The organism is Paucilactobacillus nenjiangensis, assembly GCF_008632615.1.
Taxonomy (GTDB): domain Bacteria; phylum Bacillota; class Bacilli; order Lactobacillales; family Lactobacillaceae; genus Paucilactobacillus; species Paucilactobacillus nenjiangensis.
The window spans coordinates 1,270,663-1,293,918 of sequence record NZ_CP043939.1 but is presented as its reverse complement, the minus strand read 5'-3'; the positions used below and the strand labels follow the sequence as shown (position 1 = coordinate 1,293,918).

Here is a 23,256-nt window from a genome sequence, read left to right as displayed (position 1 = left end):
AGTTTGGCCACTTTAAGTGCTAAAATGTGGGTATCAAAAGGAATGATGATATTTCAACTAGTGGAGGGGGACGTAACTCATGGCTAAATTAGAGAATGAGGTTTATCGAGTTCGATTTCGTTCGGCGTTTGATCGACAGATGATTAAGGGGTTTAAGTATCAAAATTATGAACTAAAATTGGAGTTGACTTCAAATTCAGATGAAGCGCTGACTTTGATTACCAATAAAACAGACCAACAGGAAATTGCGTTGGACTTGTATCAAGCGTTTACGCGCAGCCCGGTTCACGATTCAAAACCAATTCCGTATGGTGAGGCGATTGCGACCTATGATTTAATCCAACAAAATTTTGAGTTGTGGATTACACCGTGTGAAAGTGAAATTGGTGAGTTGATCAATGTGACCTATGGGGTTGATGGAGTGATGATTGAAATCGACCAGTTTGGGTCGGAACGTCAGATTGGCAAAGAAGACAATTGGTTTTTTGATGTGAATAATTTAACCGAGGACCAGACGGCGTCGGTGTTGTCGATGGGGCACTATGTTGATGACGTTACCGGAAGTTTGTATCCGGGGATGACGACGATGTGGGGCTATCAGACCAGATTTTGGCGGTTACCGGATGGCTGCTTTGAGTGGGTGACGCATTTGAATAATGACGAGATACTTCCGTGCAAGCTGACGTTTGCGCGACAAGAGAACGGAACCGTGAATGTAATTGCTAAGTCAATTCATGACCCTGATTTGTAGGAATGCAGTGCACGCCTTATTTCCGCTTCGTTATGTTATATTGAATACAAATAACTGCGAGGGGTGATCACGGTGAGGTCAATTGATGTGTTTATCGATGAATCTGGTAATCTGGGCTATGGTGCTGGGCGCTATTTCACGATTGCTTTTGTGGTGGTTGATATTGCCAAAACCAAAACGATTCGTCGCCGGATGAAAAAAGCCAGTTTATTTATGAAACAAAAACACATCAACAAGGTTTGGAAGGACGGGGAAGTGAAGGCCGCCTATTTGAACCCGGAAGATAAGCAAATTGTCTTGCAATCACTGTGTAAACCCGATATTCAAGTTTACAGCATCACGACTGATAAAGAAAAAATTCATCATCAATGGTTAGATGATAAGGCCGCTTTTTATAACTTTATGTCGAAATATGTGATTGATGCCATCGTCCGTGATAATCCCGACGTTCGTCAGCTGAATTGTTACTTAGATGCACGGACGATTCAAGTCCAAAGTAAGAATTCGTTTGAAGATTATCTGAAAATTCATTTAGTTTATGAAAACAATATGTATGACATTGAATTTAATGGCATGTACATTGAATCCCACCTGGATTATGGCATTCAAACAGCCGATTTTGTGGCCAATGCCATCAACCAATATTATCTCTCGGGCAAAAATAATTTAATTACGTATGTTGAGCCATCTTTGAAAAATCATCAATTTTTACCTGCTGACCAGTTCGGTCAATAAAGTTAACAAACGGCTGCGCAGGTTGTATAATGTAGTCATAGATAAGACCTATGTTTCGTGTGATCCCCTGGGTGAACATCAGCTGAATTATCAGTCGCTGCATAGGCACTACTTATGTCTTTCCTACCTCACTTCATGTCGGAGTGGGGTATTTTTATGCAAAAAAATGCAATTGGCCAAATTTGACGTATTTAACTAATGTGACTTGATTGACGAAAGGATATCCCAATGTATATACTTAATTAAAACTAGTAATTGAGGAGGTCATACCATGACGGTCACCAATATTTCAAAATGGGGAAACTCACAAGGAATTCGCTTATCAAAAAAAATGTTAAAACAAATTGGAGTTGAAAATATCGATAACGAGCAGGTTACATTAACCGTTAATGACGGCAAAATTATCATTGAAAAAACTAGTCAACAGTCAAAACTGATGCAGCGCTTTGCAGATTATGATCCACAAGATTACCTCAAGAACCGTGAAATTGCCTCGAATGATTTGCTAGGTCCCAAAGGCCGCGAAATATGGTAACCAAAATATGATTGAAAGGATTAAACTCCTATGAAATTTAATACCTACCAACGTGGAGATATCATTGCGTTAAATTTTGATCCATCATTAGGTCATGAACAACAGGGATACCGACTAGGACTAGTTTGGACTAATCAAGAAAGCCAGCAGGTCAGTGGCTTTGTATCGGTTTTCCCAATTACCAGTCATAATAAACATTTTCCATTACACGTCGCAATTGACGGACGTGCTGGTAACATCACTGGAGTGGTCATGACAGATCAAATCATAACGATTGATTTGTTAGCTCGAAAGACTAAACAATTAGCACGTGCAGATGCATTGTTAATCGGTGAAGTTGCTGAAATCTTTGCAGAAATGACTGAATAACTAGTCATGGCGCCGTTTCTCAAATAGTTGAAATCAAAAAAGGAGCCGTTGAACAAAACATTAGTTTCGTTACGACTCCGTTGCGCCTATAGTTCCTGCCAAGGGTGAGTACAGTATACCACTTCAAGTGGTGAGTTATTCGTAGTGTGACCAGGCCGACAAAATTGTGACGGTATGACTAGGGATATCAATGATATAAACAACTCGATGCTGACTATTTAATCTGCGTGAATATTTACCGGCGGCAGGTGGGGTTAATTTTTCAAATGACTGAGTTTGCGCATATGGATTGGTCCTTAATGTATCAATAATTTCCATCAATGCTCGATTCAAATTACTTTGACGGGCTTTTTTTAAATCTTTCCGAGCTGACTTAACGGCCTGAACGTGCCAGTTATTCATTTGGACTTTCATGTTCAATCTCAGAATCAATTGAAGCAATCATATCATCGATATCCTCAGTTTCATCGTGTTCGTGTGCTAAAGCAAATTGTAACTGACCATTAGCTAACAGGGCCATTGTTTCTTGTTGTGCATCCCAATCCTTTTTGCTGACGAGCACGGCCGAGCTACTTTCATCACCATTAGCACGAGTGATAATTACAGGACGACTATTGGCATTAACATCTTTTAAGATTGAATACAAATTTTGACGGGCTTTAGTTGGGGTGTAAATATCTTGCATATGATTAACTCCTTTCTTTGAATTTATAGTGTTATTTTAGCGCACGTAACTACGTACGTCAAAAAGATTGCTCGGACAATCTCGAGGCGTATGGTTACATGTATTAAATACGATGAAAAACTGCCATTTACCACAAATATGTTAAGATACCACTATCAAATATCGGAAAAGAGATTACACATGACAAAAATAATTATCGCCGTGGATTCATTTAAGGGTAGTGGGACCTCGGAAGAAATTGCGAATTATATTGAAACTGGGTTGCAGCAAGGCAATTCACAGTTTGAGATTGAAAAAGTTGCGATTGCCGATGGTGGTGAGGGCACAGTTTCGGTGGTGACTGATGCGACTCACAGAGAAGTCTATTCCAAACCAGTCAAAAACCCGTTTGGCGAAGCAGTTGAAGCCCACTGGGGATTACTTGATCCTCAAACGGCGATTATTGAAGTGGCACAAGCAGATGGGATTACTTTGATTGACGGTCGACTGGACGTGATGCGAGCTAGTTCGTACGGTGTGGGCCAGCAAATGTTACAAGCCATTGATCAAGGTGCAAAGACGATTTATGTCGGCCTCGGTGGCAGTGCCTCAAATGATGCTGGACTGGGGATGCTACAAGCATTGGGTGCACGGTTCTTAGATGAAAATGCGTATTTACTTGAAGGTGTGCCAACAAACCTAAATCAAATTAATACAATTGATACGATACAATTAGAACGAAATTTGGTGGGAGTTCAAATCATTGGCTTATCCGACGTTACCAATCCGTTAACGGGTAAACAGGGTGCGAGTTATGTGTTTGGACCGCAAAAAGGTGCCAACGAACAACAAGTTGTTGAACTGGATGAAATGATTGAAAAATTTGCGGACCAAGTTGCCCATGGAAATCATGCGAATGAAGCCGGTGCAGGTGCAGCAGGCGGGATTGGTTTTGCTCTCTTAGCTTTTTGCCATGCCAAAATTGAATCTGGCATTCAAACGGTGATGAAACTGATTGGCTTACCAGACAAGTTGTTAACGGCCGATGTGGTGATTACGGGTGAAGGCAAAATTGATGGACAATCATTGGGTGGTAAGGTACCGATTGGAGTGGCGCAGTTAGCTAAGCAACACCAGCTACCAGTGATTGCAATTACAGGCAGTGCAGGGGATGAATATCAAGGGGCGTACCAACATGGAATTGATTTAGTGATTCCAAGTGTGAGCCGGCCGATGACGGTCGAAACGGCTATCCAACAAACCCAAAGGTTAGTGACACAAGCTGGACGTAATGCAGCGCAGGTAATTGAATTGATTGAAAACAAATAAAGTGATGAACCTTCAAATGAGGGTTGCATCACTGTTTTTGACTGGAAATTATTTAGTTTTAATATTTTTAGCGAGAATAGCATCAGTTAGAGTTTGAGAAAAGTTGATATTTAATTTTTGCCCAATTTTGTCTGCCCATTGCGGAATCGTCAAGGTTTTCTTAATTGGATGATTTGCAGTGAGGTAGTTTGTTAAATCAACATTGACCATTGAGATAAATGAACGCGTTGGATCAAAATTTAAAGTTTGCTGAGGTGCATCGGTTTTCAAAGACAAATCGTTGATGTTTGAAGGGTTTGCAACTGGGCGTTCATTCGTAATATCATCAGCTAGCATGATTCCTAACCAATCGGAAGCCATTGACATGGCATCTGGGATATCAGTTCCTTGAGTGCCAGTACTTTTGATATCAGGAAAGTAGATATAATAATTAACCGGTTCATTTTCTAAAAAGTAAAATAAGGCTGGATAGCTGACTAACATATTAAGACTCCTTTCTAAATTTATATTATTAAGTTTGCTTCCTTAAAGATTGCATCTTGCGTAATTCTGTTTAGTTCACCATGCGGAACAGTAATTGGTCTGTGGCCAACTTTGCTCATTTTAATGTGAGAGCCTTTACCACCAATAACTTTTTTCCATCCGTGACGGTGTAACAACTTAACCATTTGCCGTTGAGTCATTGGCATTGTGGAGTTCTCCATATGCTGAAATTCTAACACGTATAACACGTGTTAATCAATAAATACAATTGTACCTACATAAGTTAAGTACGAAATAATTTGGTCATTCAGCTTAAATTAATCTCAGAGAATTTAAAAAGTGCCTAATTCAAATTTGAATTAAGCACTTTAATATTTAACGGATTTCTTTTTCTAATATTGAATCAACTAAAGTTTCGCCGAGATCCAAATGTAAGCTGGTTGCACGTTCGTCAGCCCATTTAGGAATGGTCACTTTTTTCTCGATTGGTTCATCCAGTTCTACGTAGTCTGCTAAGTTAACGTTAACCATTGAAATAAATGATTCTTTGGGGATGTATTTGAGATTAAAATCAGGATCATTTTTGAATGGGTTGTTGTTAACAAGGGACAATTGATTGATATCGGAGGGCTGTGGCAACGCTTCTCCGTTGGCGACATAATCAACTAAATTCATACCTAGCCAATCAGATGCCATGATCAACGCATCGTGGATATCATCTCCTTGAGTCGCGCTATTTTTAAAATCGGGGAAATGGATGAAATATTCTGCCGGTTCATCAATACCAATACTTGAATAGAACAGGGCTGGATAACTTGCTAACATTGTAGAACTCCTTTCAATTAACAAAAGTTAACTATTCAACACATACATACTATCACGATTGCTGATTTAACAAAATTGAAAGGGGTTACTTTAATAAAAATAAAAGATATTACATTGTTCTCAAATTTGGTCTCATTATTTACTCAACATGCCTAGAGATTGAATCGCTTTTTTAATTTTCGTTCGCTAGCATCTAATAAATCTTGCGCATCAATGTCATATTTACTGGCTAATATTAGGACTTGATCAAGTGCATCGCCGAGTTCTTCGTGTAAATGATTTTGGCGATATTCGAGGGTATGTTTGGCTTCACCCGGATGATCTCGACCAATTTCCATATCGCGAATTGCTTGCGATACTTCACCAACTTCTTCGGTTAAAAAGTTGAGTCGAATAAATGGCGAGAGTTTGTACCAATCACGTTCTTTATAAAAATCAGTTAGCCACGCTTGGTGTTCAGAAATGTTCATAATTGTGCTCCTTTGTCGTGTCGTATAACAAAACTATAGCCAAGCAAATTGGGTTGGTCAAGTTACCAAAAATATATTGTCGATGGTCAATTTTTTAAACTTTCAATTAAAGAAGCAATTTCTGATTCACTGTCGGCCTTCATAAGGCATTGATATTTTTGCTCGTTTTGTAAGATTTCCAGCAGGCCACTTAATGCGCGTAAATGTTGTTTTTCTTCCTTCGGTGCTAAACAAATGATGACATTAATTTGATGTCCTTTTAAATCCGTTGGTTTACTTAACTTCAATAAGGACATACCTAATTTATAAACCTTGGATGATGGCTCTGAATGAGCTAGTAAAATTCCTTCTTTAGCAATCAAAACGTGTTCATCAGTCTGCAATTTTGAAATAATTTCCGTGATATAACTTTCATTAATAGAATGATTGTCGAGTAAAGGGACAAAGGCAGTTTGAATGGCAGCTTCCCAATTTAATGACTGATTAGTAATGGCAACATTTAATGGCAACAGCAGTTCTTTAATTGAGGGAATAAAATGATAATTTTTAGATTGAGAAATTGCACCTGGGTTAACTTGGCGGTTAAAATAATCGACTAACTTTTGATTTAAAGTCTTGGGGTTCTCAATCTTCATTTCATTGCCAATGATATCCATCACATCAACCGCTAAGGCGTTTGCGTCATGCATGGCGGTTAACCCAACTTGGTGTAATGCGTTGTCAATTAAGGCAAAATCTTTCTCCGTTGGAATGGAGTGCACGATAACAGTTTTTACCAGTGGTTCATCTTCAAGTTCCACGGTTGAAATAATCAACTTCGTGTTGACGATGCCACGTAATTGTTGAAATTCTTTAATACTGAGCACTTTGGAAAACTTAATTTGTGTGTATTTGCGTTTCAGGGTCTGTTTTAAAAAGTTAGACGGTCCGACACCACTGGAACAAATTAAAATCACATCAATGTTGGTCGTAAACGATTTGGTATTTTTTAAATAACTAGTTTGGCCACCAAAATAGGTGGTGATCAAGGCTAACTCGTCTTCTGGTAATTGCTGGTGGGCATACGCTTCAAATGGTTGAATTGCAAAACTGGTAAGATTCATGAGGTCCGCATAATCATTTTTAATTTCTTCCAAGTTGGGAGATTTATAAGGGATACCAAGGATTAACCTTTGGTAAGTAGAGAGTAAGTGCGCGGTTAATCCAATTTGTAATTGTTCAGAGCTAATACTGGTACCTGAAATTCGACTAAAACGGCTGATAATTTCGGGTACTAATCGTTCAACTGGTAAGCTACTGGTTGCTTGCCATTCAGGAATATTAGTCGTTTGTGCACTATAAATAATATTCTTAAAGTAATTAATTTCATTGTCCGAAACGGTATTTTTGTATTGTTGAATCAGCTTGATTAGCCAATCACTAAGAACTGAATCTAAAGAGTGGAAATCATTTGGGACTTGCTCAACCTCACAATCAGTATTTAGTCGAATCCGGTTCAAATTCCATGAAAGGAATTTTGCTAGGGCTTCAAACGAATTGTCACTGAAAATGACTTTGGAGATGGTTTGTAAGTTCGTCAGTTGCTCAACTAGGTAGCGGTAATCTGCACCATTCAACTCATTTAAAATGATTTGATTTTGTTTAGTGGTGATAATTTCATACACCCAAGCGCGCTTATTGATTTCAGCACCATTTATTTTTTTCCCGTATTTGACGTTATCCACCGAAAGAGAATACATGCCCAAATAGGATTTGACGTTCTGGAAATCATTGATGATGGTATTTTTGGAAACATTGAAAAATTCGGCCATTTTACTAAGTGTAATTTCGTGTTCACCTTGAATTAATTTCCAAATAATAATATCACGCCGTGTAGTTTTGTCTGAATATTCAATAGAAAAATTGTCATTATCCAAATCATCGTATTGATTTAAATCTTCTTTTGATAAAGGAGTTAAGTAGTATTTACTTTGTGTTAATCGTTGAACCGGGTCGATTTCTAGTTCATCTAACTGATTATTTAGATCTTTAATCCAATAAAAAACACTTCGTTTTGAAATGGAAAACTCATTGGCGATGTCATGTAGGTTGGCATATTCGTGAGAAACAAGATAGGTCGCTAGTAGGTTAATCCGTTTCTTTTGGCTAATATTAATCAAGATGAACCTCCTAATAAAATTGAAAACGTTTACATAATTATAACAACGATTATTGAAGAACACAATTTTTGCATTTTTCTAGTGCAATAATTTGTCTTGTTGCAATATTTTGTAAGCGATATCATACGCAGTATAAATGAATAGGGGTGAACATCATGGAGGATTCCGCAAGACTTGTTGATATTGTGACCGCTTTTGATATCGAAGCAGAGTCGAAGAGCGAGGCAATTAATCAGGTCGTTAGTAAACTGTTTGAGACAGGAAAACTGACTAATCAGGAAAAGTTTCAACAAGACGTGTTTGATCGAGAGTCTGAATTGTCAACATACATTGGTTATGGCTTTGGTTTGCCACATGCACAAAGTGATGCGGTGCAAAAGGCAACCATTGGGATTGGAAAACTGACAAAACCAGTAACCTGGATTGATGATAAGCAAGTCGATTTTATCTTTTTAATTGCCGTACCAACAGGAGGAGAAGAAAAGTTGCATCTTAAGATTCTAGCAAACTTGGCACGGTTGCTAATGCATGATGATTTTCGACAAAAGTTGCGGACTTTACCAGAACAAAAAGTCTATAAGTTGTTAATTGATAATCAAAAAAAACTATAGGGGTGAATTAAATGGCTGCAAATGCAAAGAAAAAAGGTAATAGTTGGTGGGCACCGGCGCAAAAACACTTGATGACGGCGACAGGATACATGATTCCGTTTGTGGTAGCTGGGGGTATAATTTTTGCACTATCTGTGATGTTAAGTGGGCAACCATCACAACCTACCACTGGTTGGTTAGGAAAATTAAATTCAATTGGAGCTGCAGGGTTAGCACTTTTTATACCAGCGTTAGGTGGTTACTTAGCATTTAGTATGGCGGACCGACCTGGGCTTGCACCAGGATTCATTACAGCTTATCTGGCGGTACAGATTCATGCCGGATTTTTAGGCGGAATTCTGGGTGGTATCTTAGCTGGATACTCAGTTAATTTATTAAAGAAAATCAAACTTCCTGCTAATTTCAGAACTTTGAGTACCATCTTTATTTATCCATTAGGTGGGACATTGATTGCCGGTGGATTGATGGTCTTCGTATTAGGAGGACCAATTGCTGAAATCATGAAAACATTAACTAGTTTCTTAAATGGCTTACACGGTGCTGCCAAAGCACCATTGGGAGCATTGTTAGGAGCCATGGTTGGGATTGACATGGGTGGCCCAATTAATAAGGTTGCCTATACATTTGCTCAAACTCAAGTTGATACCTTGCCATTCTTAATGGGTGGTGTCGGCGCTGCCGGTGCTACTCCACCAATCGGACTGGGAATTGCAACTCTAATCTTCAGAAAAAAATTCAGTCCAGATGAAAAGAATTCAGGCATTGCGGCTTTAGTCATGGGAACGATGGGAATCACTGAAGGGGCAATTCCATTTGCCACTGCAGATCCAGTTCGGGTGATTCCAGCTAATACCATTGGTGCCGCAGTTGCATGTTTGTCCGGATTTATGTTTGGTTGTTTGAATCACGCACCGTGGGGAGGATTGATTGTTTTGCCAGTTGTAGAAAACCGATTAGGATATGTCGCTGCGGTATTGATTGGATCGTTAGTAGTGGCTGTAATTGTCGGAGTCACAAAAAAGAATTATGTCGCTGAAGAAGTCGAAGATAAAACAGATGACGAAGATATTGATTTTGACATTCAAAACTTTTAATTAATAGGAGATGAACATGATGAAAATTGTAGGAGTTACTTCTTGTCCAAGTGGGGTGGCACATACGTATATGGCTGCCGAAGCATTACAAAATGCAGGTGAAGAAAAAGGCTATGAAGTTCATATTGAAACACAAGGTGCCGGTGGAGCAGATAATACGTTAACGGTTGAACAAATTGCAGATGCCGATTATGTTGTTTTGACAAATGACACATCAATCCGTGGTATTCAACGTTTTAAAGGCAAAAAAGTGATTGAACTCAGTTCGACAGTAATCATTGAAAAATCAGGGGCATTGATGAACAAATTGGCAAAAATGTAACAAAATATCATTACTTTGGAGGAATTTAGAATGAATGTAAAAGTTCCAATTAAAGACGCAATTACCAGTATGCTGAGTTTGCAAGATGAGGGGCGTTATTCGACACTTGTCGGAATCGGGCCAATGTCACCTAACTTGTTAAGGGCTAGTTTTGAATTAGCACGTGATGATGATTTTCCACTAATGTTTATTGCCAGTCGAAACCAAGTCGATAATGATGAACTTGGTGGTGGTTATGTGAACGGATGGAATCAAGCGAGGTTTGCGTCAGATATTAAAAAAATTGCTAATGAAGTTGAATTTGATGGTATTTATTATCTTTGTCGAGACCATGGCGGACCCTGGCAACGAGATAAAGAACGAAATGATCATTTATCACTTGAAGCAGCAATGAAAATTGCGAAACAGTCATATTTGGCAGATATTGAAGCTGGGTTTGATTTGCTGATGATTGATCCAACGAAGGATCCTTTCCAAATTGGTAAAGTGGTCAACTTAGACAATGTGATTGATTGGACTGTGGAACTAATTGAGTTTTGTGAAACTGAACGAAAGAAACGAAATTTACCGGAAATTGGTTATGAAGTCGGGACTGAAGAAACTAACGGTGGACTCACCACGACTGATAAGTATGAAAACTTCATCCAGCGATTAAAGGCCAAATTGGATGAACGCCAATTACCAATGCCAACGTTTATTGTAGGGCAGACCGGGACCTTGATTAGGGTCGGTGAACAAATCGGTAAATGGAACTATGAAAACTCGGTTGAACTATCAACAATGGCCAAAAAATACGGAGTCGGGTTGAAAGAACACAACGCTGATTATTTAGACGATGTAACGCTTTTAATGCAACCACTAGCGCATATTACGGCTGCCAATGTCGCACCACAGTATGGAACGGTGGAAACCCGAGCCTTACTACATCTGTATGAAGTTGAGCAACGACTGTTGAGTAATGGGTTAATTGAAGAATCATCAGAACTATATCGAGTATTGCTTTATAAAGCAGTGATGAATGGTCGTTGGAGCAAGTGGCTGCAAGGAGCGGATACGAACGTCACCACTGAACAGGCTTTGAAGCGGCCTGACTTATATGACATCATTTTAGATGTTGCGGGCCATTATGTTTACAACGAGCCAGAAGTGAAAGCGGAAATTCAAAAAATGTATCGGAATTTAAATAATCATCATATTGATGCCAATCGCTACGTTGTGGAACGAATTAAAGATCCAATTCGTCAGTACATTACGACTTTAAATTTAACGGGACTTACCACCGCAATTCAATTGAAAAATAATCATTAAATAGAAAAATGGAGGGCACTAATCATGCAAACAAATAATAGTAATAAGGGTAAGCAACATAAGGTTGTTAGAGGATCAATTATCGTATTTTGTGTTTTGTTTATTCTCTATCTAATTATTGGCTACTTTGGCTTAACAGAAGCGCAGAAAACTGCTGGGTTTATGTTTAGCTGGTATGGCATGTTTGCAGTGTCCCTGTATGTCATTGTCCGGTGTGTTTATCCAAAGGCCAGATTTATGAACCTGTTTAGAATCAATTGGTTTCATTAAATCAAACAATATTTTGTTTTGGAAGGTAGTGAATGAGGAGTGACTACAGAACAAATCATTAGTGAAGATAATATTTTGGTTAATCTACGGGCAAAGAATAAATTAGAGATTATTACGGCGTTGGTAGATTCGTTAGTTGCGTCGGGAAAGCTAATTGATAATGTGAGCACTTTGGAGGCAATTTGTGCTCGAGAAAATGAAGGAATTACTGGAATCGGAAATGGGATTGCCATTCCACATGGTCAAAGTGAAGAAGTCAACAGTCCATGTGTGGCAGTTGCCACGTTGTCCAACCCAATTGATTGGGGAAGTATCGACGAAAATCCAGTCGCAGTTGTTTTCTTATTTGTTGATCCTTTGGGTGGCAAATTAACTCAAGTCTCAGAAATCATGCACTTATTAGGAAATGATGAAAGCTTGAGACTACTGAAGGCAGCAAATTCTGTGGAAGATGTTTTGAATGCTTTGAAGTGAACAAAATAAATTAATCACGCAAAAAATGTTTCAATAGTTAATATCATTATTGAAACTTTTTTGATTTCTTAAATATCCAATAAAAATCAAAGAAAAGCTGTTTCAAAATGAATATTATTTTCCACAATTTTTTCTGAAAGCAAAGATATTGTGATTGAAAGCGCAAAACAATTTGGTGATTTTAAAAATGGTAAATGAATAATGATTAAATAACCAAACTTGAATGAATATCCTTAAATAATTTATGGTTTAATTTGAAAAAAATAATATAAATTCTTATCAACCCTTACTATAACAGTCTAAATTAGGCCTAATTTCTCGTCATTTTGGCCGTTTTCGTAAACTAACTTTAACAAACAGACTAATAAGTGTTACCCTTATACCATGATGAAAACAGAAAGAGAAAAAATGTCAGATGGTGAACCGTACGAGCAGTTGGATCCGGAGTTAGTTGCACAACGAAAACTAATTCGGAAAAAACTGCGGACAATTAACCAGCTTGATGATAACGAACAACAAAACAAATTAATTAAAGAATTACTTGCCGATTCCGGTGAAGATTTTTGGGCCGAAACGGGAATTGAATTTGATTATGGATTTAATATTCATGTAGGAAATCACTTTTATGCTAATTACCATTTAACAATGTTAGACACATGTCCAATCACAATTGGTGATCATTGTTATATTGGTCCAGATGTTGGATTCTACACACCAGTACATCCATTGTCTGCCAAATTACGCGATGCAGATGTTGAACTAGGAAAACCAATCACGGTCGGTGATAGTGTTTGGATGGGTGGTCATGTGACCATTTTACCTGGTGTAACAATTGGTAGCCGAGTAGTAGTTGGTGCTGGTTCAGTAGTGACTAAATCATTTGGGGATGATGTCGTGATTGCTGGTAATCCAGCACGGATCATTCGTCATTTGGATGATAACGGGGATGTGAGTCCCGGTTAGTAATTAAAAGTAGATTGATTAACTTAAATATTAAATGTGCGATTAACAGTTAGTTGTTAACACACTCGCAATCGTATTTGTATAAGATAGCAAAGCTAAAAAGCACGCTGTGCAGATATCCCTAGTGGAGAAACTGTATCGGTGTGCTTTTTTGTGTGTATGTAAATATGAGAGTGTGAAAAGCATCGATAGCGACTGAGCACGTTTAATCTATCTAAGTTAATGAACCTATGAAATGTAAAATATCGAAACGTGTCCAAAAGTTTGATTGCTTCACTTAGTTACGATTAGTTTCAAACCTAAAAACGGCTTTTAACTAAGCTAGACTAATGCTCACAATCAATTCAACTTTTGTCGCACTCTCACGTAAACGTGCTTCCAGTCCCAGCCTTTTCACCTAACTCAAAATATTTTTAGACTCCAAGTACGAGTCCAAAACATATTTTATTGTTAGTGCTCAAAAGCTGACCACGACTGTTCGCACTCTTATTTTTGAACCGTGCCCCAATCCAAAACTTTTTTCAACTAAAGCAAAATGTGTTTGCTAGTTGGTTAAAGCTGCGCGTGGTTTGGTGCACTCTAGTTATGGGAAAGAGGAATTTTTTATTTTAAAGAGTCAGAATATTGATAAGAAGATGTTCGTACCAACTGTGGCATTGTTTTTCTTGGTGTCAATCGGATTGTTGCTTGGTGGATCAGGTCTTAAAACGTCATTAAGTTCGGTGATGGACGTGATTACCGCACATCTAAGTTGGGCATATCTAAGTATTTATATCATCAATTTCGTGTTCTTTTTATACATTGCATTAAGTCATTTAGGGAAGATTAGACTTGGAAATGCAAATGAAAAGCCAATGTATAGTAACTTTAAATGGGGTAGCATGGTGTTTGCCACTGCCATTGATGCTAGTATTTTAATGCTTAGCATGGTTGATCCACTTCGCTACGTGCAACAACCTTTGTTTGGTGCTAAAGCGATGTCACCTGCCAATTATCAAAATGCTCACATGTTGGGCCAGTTCGACTGGGGCCCAATGGCGTGGATGATGTTTGCTTCATCTGCCGTGATTATCGCCTATGTGATGTACGTTAAAAATGTTAAAGTCATGTGTGTGAGTGACGTTATTCCGATGTTACAAGGGGACCAGACTTATAAGAAAGTACTACGTAAGGTTGTAGATTTTCTTGTCGTTATTGGAATTATGGGTGGTATTGGTTCATCTGTAGGGATGGAAATTCCAGTGCTTTCAAAAATTATTGCAACGTTAACCTCAGTACCAGATACGATTTTCTTGAAGTTAGCATTATTCTTAGTTTTGTTCACGTTATTCATATTAACAATGTTCAAAGGTATCAAAGGTGGGATTGACCGATTGAGTTCAGCCCACATCTGGACCGCAATTGGTTTTCTATTAATTGTCTTACTTGTTGGACCTACAATGTATATTCTTAAGTCTGAAGGTCACAGTTTAGTGCTTTTGGTTACTAAATTTATTACCATGAGTACCGGGACTGCTTCAGGATTGGGACATGCGACTGACCCAGTTAAATCAGAAACAGTATTCTATTGGGGCTGGTGGTTGACCTTCATGCCATTCATGGGCTTGTTTATCGCCCGAATTTCACGTGGACGGACAATTCGTCAGGTGATTTTGGGGATGCTGGCATATGGTGCGTTAGGTTGTATGAGTTTTTATGCCATCTTAGGTGGTTATTCACTTTATCTCCAACAAAGCGGGGCAGTGAACTTGATTCATACCTTGAATACGTATGGTCAAGCCGCTGCAATTGCGCAAGTGATTTCGACATTACCACTTAAGTATGTGATGTTAGTAATTTATGCCATTTCGTGTTTCATTTTCTTGGCAACGACGATTTCATCATCTGCTTACATTGTGTCATCATTTACCAGTACAAAGCTCAGACCATCTCAACAACCAAGTTTGGTTAACCGGATGGTATGGATGGTTATTTTCATGTTGTTCTCATTTGGGATTGTCTTTGTTGGTGGTTTCAAAACGATTCAGGCCATTTGTTCAATGGCCGGTTTTCCATTAATCTTTGTATCATTGTTATTAATTGTTTCGACGTGGCATTATCTATCCAGAGATGTCTCCGTTCAACGCAATTATGCTGACGATCCATTGATTAAGTTAAGTGAAAAAGTTAGAGCACATTACAAACGTAGAGCACGTGGTATTCACGATGCAATTCATAATTAAATAAAAGTTAATTAATCCTATGGCGATTTTTGCCATAGGATTTTTTCGGGTCTTCGTCAACTGGTATTGGTGACCCAGATATTGGAACATCCTTCGGGATGTTCTTTTATTGCGTCTTTAGACCTGGTTGAGCACGTCAAGTGTGCGAAACAAAAAACCACCTGCTATGCGGGTGGAGAGCAAATGGGTTATACAAAAATGCCCCCATCAGATTTAGAATGAAGGTGTCGAAGCCAACATAAAAAATCGAAAGGGAGCATTAAATATGGCGAATAAACTTAATAGTCTTGCGCACACAAAATGGTATTGCAAGTACCATATCGTATTCACACCAAAGTATAGAAGAAAAATCATTTATAATCAATATCGGAAGGATATACAAAACGATATTAGGCTGTTATGCCAGTACAAAGGTGTTGAAATAATTGAAGGACACATGATGCCAGATCATGTACACCTGTTGGTCAGTATTCCACCCAAATTAAGTGTTTCAAACTTTATGGGATACTTGAAGGGCAAAAGTGCGTTAATGATGTTTGACCAACATGCGAATTTAAAATATAAATTTGGAAACAGGCATTTCTGGTCATAAGGATATTATGTTAGTACAGTTGGTTTGAATGAGGCAACCATAACAAAATATATTAGAGATCAAGAAAAACATGATCAAGCAGTAGATAAATTAAGTGTTAAAGAATATGAAGACCCTTTTAAGGGTTCCAGGTAAGTAATAACGTCGCCACTTAAAGTGGTGGTAAAAGTGACAAATGCATTCAATTGGCTTTGATGAAATAAAAAGCCAGCGCCTTGAGACGCTGGCAAGTACATAGGGCTTATAGCCCATGAACAAACCACCCGTTTTACGGGCGGTTATGATTTTACAATCAAAAGGATACGAGTCCTAAAATGACTCATGTTAGTAAATCCATAGCAAGCTCTTTTCAACGTTTTTATTTTTTTGCTAATTCCTTCTATGGCTCCGTTTGAGAAAGCTGAAGAACAGCTAGCAACAACACTTGAACGATTCTTTTTTAATGTTGATATAGCTGTATCCATAGCATTCCCCATGGGAATGTAATTTTTTAATATACTTGTTAATGACTCTCCATCACGATTATGGATTGCCTGTTGAATAGCATGAGCAGTTTCATATACTTTTTTTAAAGTTGAACTTTCATTCAGGCCCAAATCAATTAAATTTTGTTGAGTCATGTATTCATTGATTCCACAAATATATTTTGTGTTGGTATCATCAATTTTATCTTGAGCAAGATGAAACAAACGCCAGTTAGTTTTAAGTGCTTTATATGGTCTAGATTTCTTATCTTGAATGCCTTTTAAAACAGAAGTTCTAACGTTGTCAAAAGCACGATTTACCAGTTGTACAATGTGAAATCTATCTACAACAATTTGTGCATTTGGAAAAAGTCGATGTACAAAAGATTGATAAGACGCATTTAAGTCCATAACAATCGTTTTTACTGCTTGACGTTCTGATAATTCGTATCTATTTTCAAAATAGTCACAAATATCTTTGGATAATCTTGTATCTAGAACTTTAATAATTGAATGCCCTTCGGCATCAATGCATATAAATGAAAAACCTTTATTAACAGATCTAAATTCATCCCAATTCATATGAGTGCCTAAATTTTTAACCCTGTATGGCTCTTGATTGTTGCTGTACAATAACCGTTCTGCCGAACTGGGCGAAATATTTAAAACTTTTGCGATAGAAATAACAGAATGCGAAAGGCGGGCTTGTTCTACAACTTTTGCTTTGATATTAGTAGCTAAACTATGATTTGGTTTAACAATTGGAGTGTGCACACCACATGTTAAATGGCACGTTTTACATTGATACCGTTGTTTCTTTAAATACATGTATGTTTCAGGACCGGAAATAGTCGCCAAACGAATATGGTGCATAGTATATCCATTTTTAATTAGAGTTTCAGTTCGGCATTTAGGACACGTCGTACGGCTGTACGTGAGTACAGCATTGATAATTTTGATGCGCTTGACGATACCATTTTTTACTATTTTTTTATCTTCAACATTAATTGCATTAATATTTTCATCTGTTAATTCACAGAGACTTAGTATAGAGTTAGATTGGGGCATGACAATACCTTCTTTCGATTTTTGTTTAGGCGCTTAAATCTTACCATAGGATGTCATGTCCTTTTGTACGCAAAAAAATCTGATATTAGTTTTCACCAATATCAGATAGTGTAGACCCCTATAAATTTGGGTGGTACCACGGATAAACCGTCCCTGCATTAATTTGCGGGGATGGTTTTTTCTTTCAATTTTTTTAAGAAAGGGAGTTACATAATGAGTGAAACGATTAATTTATCAAATGAATTTGGATTGAATTTTGGCAGCAATTTAGCTAGCAATCAAGTGATTACCTATCTTAACTTAAAATGTCCTGATAGCAAGGCCTGGTTTTTGGCTAATCAACATGAACTACTTAACCTTGTGAACGGTCAAGATATTTCGTAGCATATTAAACTTTGGAATAAGGATAAAGAACCGCTGCAAAATGGTAATATCGCAAATAAGTTTATTGACTACAGCCAGCCAGATTACGCTTTGCAGTCAATTAAGAGTATTTTTGAAACCCAAGATGAGCTTAACAATCTTGATAATGCAGATGTCGCAACGTATCTCCAAGAAAATCATAATTTGACATTGAACCCAAATGCCGAAAAAGTTGATAAACAAACTTTGAAGGAAGTTGAAATAAATGGCTTAACCAGCGTACCAACGGTGATTGTGAACGGTACTCAATATATTGATGATCAATTAGCACCGATTGATGAGCTATTAAAAAAGGGGTAATTTGATTCAAATATAAAGTCCACAAATAAGATTGATCCAAAAATTGAATATATACTAAAACTTCAAATTTACCTCGCAGTTGCAAGGTAGGTTTGAATTTTTTTATACATTAGTGAAAGTTGACGCTTTGCTTTAAAATGCTTATTTCACAATCTACTTTTAAATGTATTTAATATTTTATTTTTAACTTGTGAATAACAGAGCGTTCTTCAATGTATTCGTTATGACAAATCTAAAACTTATACAAACGTTGCTAAACCGGTATCGATTACATTGCTTATATAATAGATATAAGCAAAGTTTATAGGCTCTTTAACCTTTGACTATAATTGATTGTGAATTGTATCATTAAGTTGTAAAAAAGTTTTTGAAGTACTTTGTTGTTAATTTAACTTTATAGGAGGAAACAATTATGACAGAATATCGCACAGAAGAAGACACATTAGGACCAGTTCAAATTCCAGCCGATGCATTATGGGGTGCGCAAACAGAACGAAGTCGCAATAACTTCTCAACCGGTGCCAAGATTCCCCTTGAAATGATTAAAGCATTATTACAAATTAAAAAAGCGGCCGCTCAAGCTAATAAAGCTGAAGAAGCAATGTCAGCCGAAAAGGCAGACTTAATCATTGAGTCAATTGATAAATTGTTGGCTTTATCCGATGAAGATTTGCGTAAGGACTTTCCTTTGGTAATTTATCAAACAGGTTCTGGGACACAAACAAATATGAACACTAATGAAGTTGTGGCTCATATGGCAGCTAAAATTAATCCAAATATTGAAATCCTACCAAATGATGATGTTAATCACGGTCAAAGTTCAAATGACATTTTCCCAACGGCTATGAATATTACGGCTGCTGTAGCGATTAAAGAATTAGAAGATGCAACTGAACATTTAATAGAAGAATTAGACAAAAAAGAAAAGAAATACTGGAATGTTGTTAAAATTGGCCGGACTCATTTACAAGATGCTGTGCCATTGACATTCGGACAAGAAGTTAGTGGATGGAAAAGTGCACTTGAACATGATTTGGACTACCTAAAGCAACTTTCACCAACGTTATATGAATTGGCAATGGGTGGTACGGCAGTTGGTACGGGATTGAACGCGGCACCACATTTTTCAGAAATTATTGCTGAAAAGATGAGTGCAATTTATGGAATTAAGTTCACTTCTGACTCAAACAAGTTTTATGGACTTTCACACCATTCAGGCTTAAATGTGGTTCACGGTGCAATGAAGACGTTGGCTAGTGATTTAATGAAGATTGCTAATGATGTTCGGTTCTTAGGAAGTGGCCCACGTGCTGGATATGGCGAACTTAATTTACCAGCTAATGAACCAGGATCATCAATTATGCCTGGTAAAGTCAATCCAACTCAAGCTGAAGCAATTACGATGGCGGCTACTCGTGTCATGGGAAATGATGTTGTTGTTGATATCGCTTCAAGCCAAGGTAATTTTGAAATGAACGTGTACAAACCTGTCTTGATTAGTGCTTTCCTTGAATCAGCAGAATTACTTGCAGGGACTGAAGTTGGTTTTGCAGATAAAATGATTGCTGGATTAACTGTGAACGCTGAACGGATGAATGAATTAGTTAATAACTCACTTATGACAGTCACTGCATTATCGCCACACATCGGCTATCACGAAAGTGCTGAAATTGCTCAATTAGCTTTGAAAGATGGGACAACTTTGAAAGAAGCTGCATTGAAGTCTGGTCAAGTGACATCAGAACAATTTGATGAATGGGTCGTTCCAATCAACATGACTAACTATGACAAGTAATTAAACAATATGAGGTAAAAACTATGGAGATACTAATATTCTTAAGCCTATGTTTAAGCGGTTTAATATCTGGATTATTTTTATGTTTATATCAGAAATTAGATTAATGACTACGAAAAACTGCAGCCTTAATCAAGAAAAGTGAGGACTTATGTAATGGCAGAAAAGTTTAAATTCGCGCCAAATGATGTGAGTGAACTGCAGGACAATTATGATTTAGTTGTAATTGGTTCTGGAGCGGCTGGATTGACTAGTGCAATTCAAGCAAAAGAGTTGGGGTTGAATCCCATTATTTTAGAAAAAATGGATAAATTAGGTGGAAACTCAACCCGAGCTTCTTCCGGAATGAATGCTGCGGAAACATTAGTTCAATTGAAACATCACGTCGTTGATTCATTTGGTGATTTTTACAATGAAACGTATGTTGGAGGTGGCAAACAGAATAATACTGAACTTCTTCGTTATTTTACTGACCATGCGGCTTTATCAATTGATTGGTTGGCAGATCATGGGATTCATCTTGACGATATTACAATCACAGGTGGAATGAGCAAAATGCGGACCCATCGTCCAGCATCCATGGCACCAATTGGAGCATTCTTGGTGACTGAATTGTTAAAGCAGGTCAAATCATTGGAAATTCCTTTGTTTGCTGGAGTTAAGGTCAATGAACTTTTACAAGATTCAGAAGGCAAAATTTCTGGCCTCAAAGTGACGGCTGATGGTAATCCGAAAACGATTACCGCTAAGGCAATTATTTTAGCAACCGGTGGCTTTGGTGCCAATCAACAAATGTTAGCAAAATATCGTCCTGATCTAAAAGGTTATAAAACAACTAATCAACCTGGGGCAACAGGGGATGGAATTGAATTAGCTGAACATTTAGGGGGCAATGTCGTTGACATGGATCAAGTACAGGTACATCCAACTGTACAACAAGATACACCGCACGCTTATTTAATTGGTGAGGCAGTTCGTGGTGAAGGCGCAATCTTGGTTAATAAAGCAGGACAGCGGTTTGTTAACGAATTGGATACTCGTAAAACAGTTTCAAATGCCATCGATGAATTAAATGAAGGTGGCGCATATCTAGTCTTTGGTAAAGCAATCCGGGATCGAGTGAAGGCCGTTGAATTTTACGATTCAGTCGGACTTGTCACAACAGGAGATACCTTGGAGGCAGTGGCAAAAGATACTGGGTTGGATTCAGATACATTGCTGCAAACAGTTTCAACTTGGAACAAAGCAGTGGCCAATCATAATGATGAAGCACTTGGACGTACGACAGGTATGGATCGTTCGATTGATTCCGGTCCGTTCAACATTATTCATATTGCTCCGGCGGTACATTATACAATGGGCGGTGTTGATATTAATACTGATACAGAAGTATTAAAAGATGATAAGTCAGTTATTGATGGACTATATGCATGTGGTGAAATTGTCGGAGGACTTCACGGGAATAATCGTATTGGTGGTAATTCAATTGCTGAAACCATCATTTTTGGTCGGCAGTCTGGGCAACAGGTATATAACTATTTGCATTAATTTATGTTGGGAATTCGGAGATTATTTGAAAGAGGTACGGATATGAGCTTAGAGAAGATTAATTATAAAAAATTCATAGCCCCATTGCTTGTTGGTATTATTATTTGGCTTGCTTCTCCTATTAAACCTGCAAGTGTCTCAATGGCGGCTTGGCACATGTTCGCTATTTTTGTAGCGACTATTGTCGGATGTATTACACAACCGTTACCCATTGGTGGGGTTGCTATAATTGGCTTTACCCTCACTGTATTAACTGGTGTAGTTCCTATTGATACAGCAATTACTGGCTTTGGAAATGGTAGTATTTGGCTAATTGTTATGGCATTTTTCATATCGCGTGGTTTTATTAAAACGGGACTTGGAAGAAGAATTGCGTTTCAATTTGTTAAAATGTTTGGTAAAAAAACCTTGGGGCTTGCCTATTCATTAATTGGTGTTGATTTAGTTCTTGCACCAGCTACCCCAAGTAACACCGCTCGTGCTGGTGGAATTATGTATCCAATTATTAATTCCCTAGCAGAGTCATTTGGATCTTCACCAAAAGATGGAACACAACGAAAAATTGGTTCTTTCTTACTATATGCTGAATTTCAAGGAGATATTATTACTTCCGCAATGTTCTTAACAGCTATGGCTGGGAATCCACTTGCCCAATCATTGGCCAAACCGATGGGGGTAAATATCACATGGATGGGATGGTTTATGGCTGCCTTGGTACCCGGACTAATTTCACTTATATTGGTTCCATTCATTATTTATAAAATATATCCACCTGAGATTAAAGAGACTCCAAACGCAAGACAATGGTCAGAAGATCAATTGAAAGACATGGGACCAATGAGCAAACCTGAGAAATATATGGTTGGGGTTTTCATAATTGCATTACTTCTTTGGGTATTAGGTAGCTTTTTAGGAATCGACGCTACAGTAACAGCTTTCATTGCGTTGTCATTATTACTTCTATTTGGGGTACTTTCGTGGAAAGATGTAACTCATGAAACAGGTGCATGGAATACATTGACTTGGTTTTCAGTACTTGTCATGATGGCAACTCAGTTGAATACACTTGGCTTTATTCCATGGTTAAGTAAAACTATTGCTGGGGCAATGAGTGGCTTGAATTGGGTTATCGCTTTGATTGTTATTATAGCCGCGTATTTCTATAGTCATTATTTGTTTGCGAGTGCTACAGCTCATGTCAGCGCAATGTATGGAGCATTATTGGCTGTTGCAATCTCAGCAGGTGTACCTGCAATGCTAGCTGCACTGATGTTAGGTTTCTTTGGAAACCTGTTTGGATCAACCACACACTACGCCAATGGTCCTGCTCCCATTTTGTATGGGGCAGGTTATATAACGCAAAACAGATGGTGGAGCATGAATGCAATCATGGGTATTGTTTACTTAGTTGTTTGGATAGGTGCTGGTTCATTGTGGATGAAAGTTATAGGAATGTGGTAATAATCACTTTTCGGTCCTAAG

26 protein-coding genes and 1 pseudogene are annotated in these 23,256 nt (G+C 37.9%); 19 read left to right on the top strand and 8 right to left on the bottom strand.

What is annotated here, in order from left to right; translation table 11 throughout:
* The first annotated feature begins 79 nt into the window (after positions 1-79).
* The 4 genes from F0161_RS06575 (at position 80) to F0161_RS06560 (ending at position 2,390) form a co-directional block, all read left to right on the top strand.
* On the top strand, positions 80-751 hold the full coding sequence (locus F0161_RS06575) for a hypothetical protein (protein WP_150204092.1): 672 nt from the start codon (positions 80-82) through the stop codon (positions 749-751).
* 72 nt (positions 752-823) lie between these two features.
* Positions 824-1,486, top strand: a complete 663-nt coding sequence (locus F0161_RS06570) for a DUF3800 domain-containing protein (protein WP_170175887.1) — start codon at positions 824-826, stop codon at positions 1,484-1,486.
* Between the two features lie 271 nt (positions 1,487-1,757).
* On the top strand, positions 1,758-2,021 hold the full coding sequence (locus F0161_RS06565; protein ID WP_150204091.1) for an AbrB/MazE/SpoVT family DNA-binding domain-containing protein: 264 nt from the start codon (positions 1,758-1,760) through the stop codon (positions 2,019-2,021).
* Between the two features lie 30 nt (positions 2,022-2,051).
* Positions 2,052-2,390: a type II toxin-antitoxin system PemK/MazF family toxin gene (locus tag F0161_RS06560; protein ID WP_137601107.1), complete on the top strand. Its 339-nt coding sequence runs from the start codon at positions 2,052-2,054 to the stop codon at positions 2,388-2,390.
* A gap of 135 nt (positions 2,391-2,525) precedes the next feature.
* Here the strand turns inward: F0161_RS06560 and F0161_RS06555 are convergent, their stop codons facing one another.
* Complete coding sequence (locus tag F0161_RS06555) at positions 2,526-2,792, bottom strand: Txe/YoeB family addiction module toxin (RefSeq protein ID WP_137601150.1); 267 nt, start codon at positions 2,790-2,792, stop codon at positions 2,526-2,528.
* Complete coding sequence (locus F0161_RS06550; RefSeq protein WP_150204090.1) at positions 2,785-3,075, bottom strand: type II toxin-antitoxin system Phd/YefM family antitoxin; 291 nt, start codon at positions 3,073-3,075, stop codon at positions 2,785-2,787. The genes F0161_RS06555 and F0161_RS06550 overlap by 8 nt, the downstream gene beginning before the upstream one ends.
* 180 nt (positions 3,076-3,255) lie before the next feature.
* Between F0161_RS06550 and F0161_RS06545 the strand changes: the two genes are divergently transcribed.
* Positions 3,256-4,383 (top strand): glycerate kinase family protein, encoded by a 1,128-nt coding sequence (locus F0161_RS06545; RefSeq protein WP_190318842.1) that lies wholly within the window; start codon positions 3,256-3,258, stop codon positions 4,381-4,383.
* 48 nt (positions 4,384-4,431) lie between these two features.
* Here the strand turns inward: F0161_RS06545 and F0161_RS06540 are convergent, their stop codons facing one another.
* From F0161_RS06540 to F0161_RS06520, 5 genes are all read right to left on the bottom strand, one after another.
* The gene (locus F0161_RS06540; RefSeq protein ID WP_150204088.1) at positions 4,432-4,866 is read right to left on the bottom strand and encodes a type II toxin-antitoxin system HicB family antitoxin; all 435 of its coding nucleotides are present in this window, start codon (positions 4,864-4,866) and stop codon (positions 4,432-4,434) included.
* A 20-nt stretch (positions 4,867-4,886) separates the two neighbouring features.
* A complete protein-coding gene (locus F0161_RS06535) occupies positions 4,887-5,072 on the bottom strand; it encodes a type II toxin-antitoxin system HicA family toxin (protein WP_150204087.1) in 186 nt (61 codons plus the stop codon).
* A gap of 169 nt (positions 5,073-5,241) precedes the next feature.
* Positions 5,242-5,691: a type II toxin-antitoxin system HicB family antitoxin gene (locus tag F0161_RS06530; protein ID WP_150204086.1), complete on the bottom strand. Its 450-nt coding sequence runs from the start codon at positions 5,689-5,691 to the stop codon at positions 5,242-5,244.
* Between the two features lie 152 nt (positions 5,692-5,843).
* Positions 5,844-6,161, bottom strand: coding sequence for a MazG nucleotide pyrophosphohydrolase domain-containing protein (locus tag F0161_RS06525; protein ID WP_137601101.1), 318 nt, complete (start codon positions 6,159-6,161; stop codon positions 5,844-5,846).
* A gap of 86 nt (positions 6,162-6,247) precedes the next feature.
* Positions 6,248-8,320, bottom strand: a complete 2,073-nt coding sequence (locus tag F0161_RS06520; RefSeq protein ID WP_150204085.1) for a BglG family transcription antiterminator — start codon at positions 8,318-8,320, stop codon at positions 6,248-6,250.
* Between the two features lie 155 nt (positions 8,321-8,475).
* Between F0161_RS06520 and F0161_RS06515 the strand changes: the two genes are divergently transcribed.
* The 9 genes and pseudogenes from F0161_RS06515 (at position 8,476) to tnpA (ending at position 16,311) form a co-directional block, all read left to right on the top strand.
* Positions 8,476-8,931 carry a PTS sugar transporter subunit IIA gene (locus F0161_RS06515; RefSeq protein WP_137601099.1) on the top strand — a complete coding sequence of 152 codons (456 nt, stop codon included), beginning with the start codon at positions 8,476-8,478 and terminating at the stop codon, positions 8,929-8,931.
* An 11-nt stretch (positions 8,932-8,942) separates the two neighbouring features.
* A complete protein-coding gene (locus F0161_RS06510) occupies positions 8,943-10,025 on the top strand; it encodes a PTS fructose transporter subunit EIIC (RefSeq protein WP_150204084.1) in 1,083 nt (360 codons plus the stop codon).
* A gap of 19 nt (positions 10,026-10,044) precedes the next feature.
* Positions 10,045-10,347, top strand: a complete 303-nt coding sequence (locus F0161_RS06505) for a PTS fructose transporter subunit IIB (RefSeq protein ID WP_137601149.1) — start codon at positions 10,045-10,047, stop codon at positions 10,345-10,347.
* Positions 10,348-10,377: 30 nt separating this feature from the next.
* A complete protein-coding gene (locus F0161_RS06500) occupies positions 10,378-11,655 on the top strand; it encodes a class II D-tagatose-bisphosphate aldolase non-catalytic subunit (protein ID WP_150204083.1) in 1,278 nt (425 codons plus the stop codon).
* Positions 11,656-11,679: 24 nt separating this feature from the next.
* A complete protein-coding gene (locus F0161_RS06495; protein WP_150204082.1) occupies positions 11,680-11,925 on the top strand; it encodes a hypothetical protein in 246 nt (81 codons plus the stop codon).
* A 39-nt stretch (positions 11,926-11,964) separates the two neighbouring features.
* Positions 11,965-12,399, top strand: a complete 435-nt coding sequence (locus F0161_RS06490) for a PTS sugar transporter subunit IIA (RefSeq protein ID WP_150204081.1) — start codon at positions 11,965-11,967, stop codon at positions 12,397-12,399.
* A 384-nt stretch (positions 12,400-12,783) separates the two neighbouring features.
* Positions 12,784-13,362, top strand: coding sequence for a sugar O-acetyltransferase (locus F0161_RS06485; RefSeq protein ID WP_137601094.1), 579 nt, complete (start codon positions 12,784-12,786; stop codon positions 13,360-13,362).
* 635 nt (positions 13,363-13,997) lie between these two features.
* Positions 13,998-15,584, top strand: a complete 1,587-nt coding sequence (locus tag F0161_RS06480; protein WP_150204659.1) for a BCCT family transporter — start codon at positions 13,998-14,000, stop codon at positions 15,582-15,584.
* A 265-nt stretch (positions 15,585-15,849) separates the two neighbouring features.
* Positions 15,850-16,311, top strand: a pseudogene (gene tnpA / locus F0161_RS06475) (IS200/IS605 family transposase).
* A 143-nt stretch (positions 16,312-16,454) separates the two neighbouring features.
* Here the strand turns inward: tnpA and F0161_RS06470 are convergent.
* The gene (locus F0161_RS06470; protein ID WP_150204080.1) at positions 16,455-17,708 is read right to left on the bottom strand and encodes an ISL3 family transposase; all 1,254 of its coding nucleotides are present in this window, start codon (positions 17,706-17,708) and stop codon (positions 16,455-16,457) included.
* A 213-nt stretch (positions 17,709-17,921) separates the two neighbouring features.
* Here F0161_RS06470 and F0161_RS11430 point away from each other — a divergent pair, with 213 nt between their 5' ends.
* The 5 genes from F0161_RS11430 (at position 17,922) to F0161_RS06450 (ending at position 23,235) form a co-directional block, all read left to right on the top strand.
* On the top strand, positions 17,922-18,092 hold the full coding sequence (locus tag F0161_RS11430; RefSeq protein WP_190318841.1) for a hypothetical protein: 171 nt from the start codon (positions 17,922-17,924) through the stop codon (positions 18,090-18,092).
* A gap of 3 nt (positions 18,093-18,095) precedes the next feature.
* Positions 18,096-18,431, top strand: a complete 336-nt coding sequence (locus tag F0161_RS06465; protein WP_150204079.1) for a thioredoxin domain-containing protein — start codon at positions 18,096-18,098, stop codon at positions 18,429-18,431.
* A gap of 412 nt (positions 18,432-18,843) precedes the next feature.
* The gene (locus tag F0161_RS06460; protein WP_150204078.1) at positions 18,844-20,226 is read left to right on the top strand and encodes a class II fumarate hydratase; all 1,383 of its coding nucleotides are present in this window, start codon (positions 18,844-18,846) and stop codon (positions 20,224-20,226) included.
* A 156-nt stretch (positions 20,227-20,382) separates the two neighbouring features.
* The gene (locus tag F0161_RS06455) at positions 20,383-21,774 is read left to right on the top strand and encodes a flavocytochrome c (protein WP_150204077.1); all 1,392 of its coding nucleotides are present in this window, start codon (positions 20,383-20,385) and stop codon (positions 21,772-21,774) included.
* 42 nt (positions 21,775-21,816) lie between these two features.
* Positions 21,817-23,235 carry an anion permease gene (locus F0161_RS06450; protein WP_150204076.1) on the top strand — a complete coding sequence of 473 codons (1,419 nt, stop codon included), beginning with the start codon at positions 21,817-21,819 and terminating at the stop codon, positions 23,233-23,235.
* Positions 23,236-23,256 lie beyond the last annotated feature (21 nt).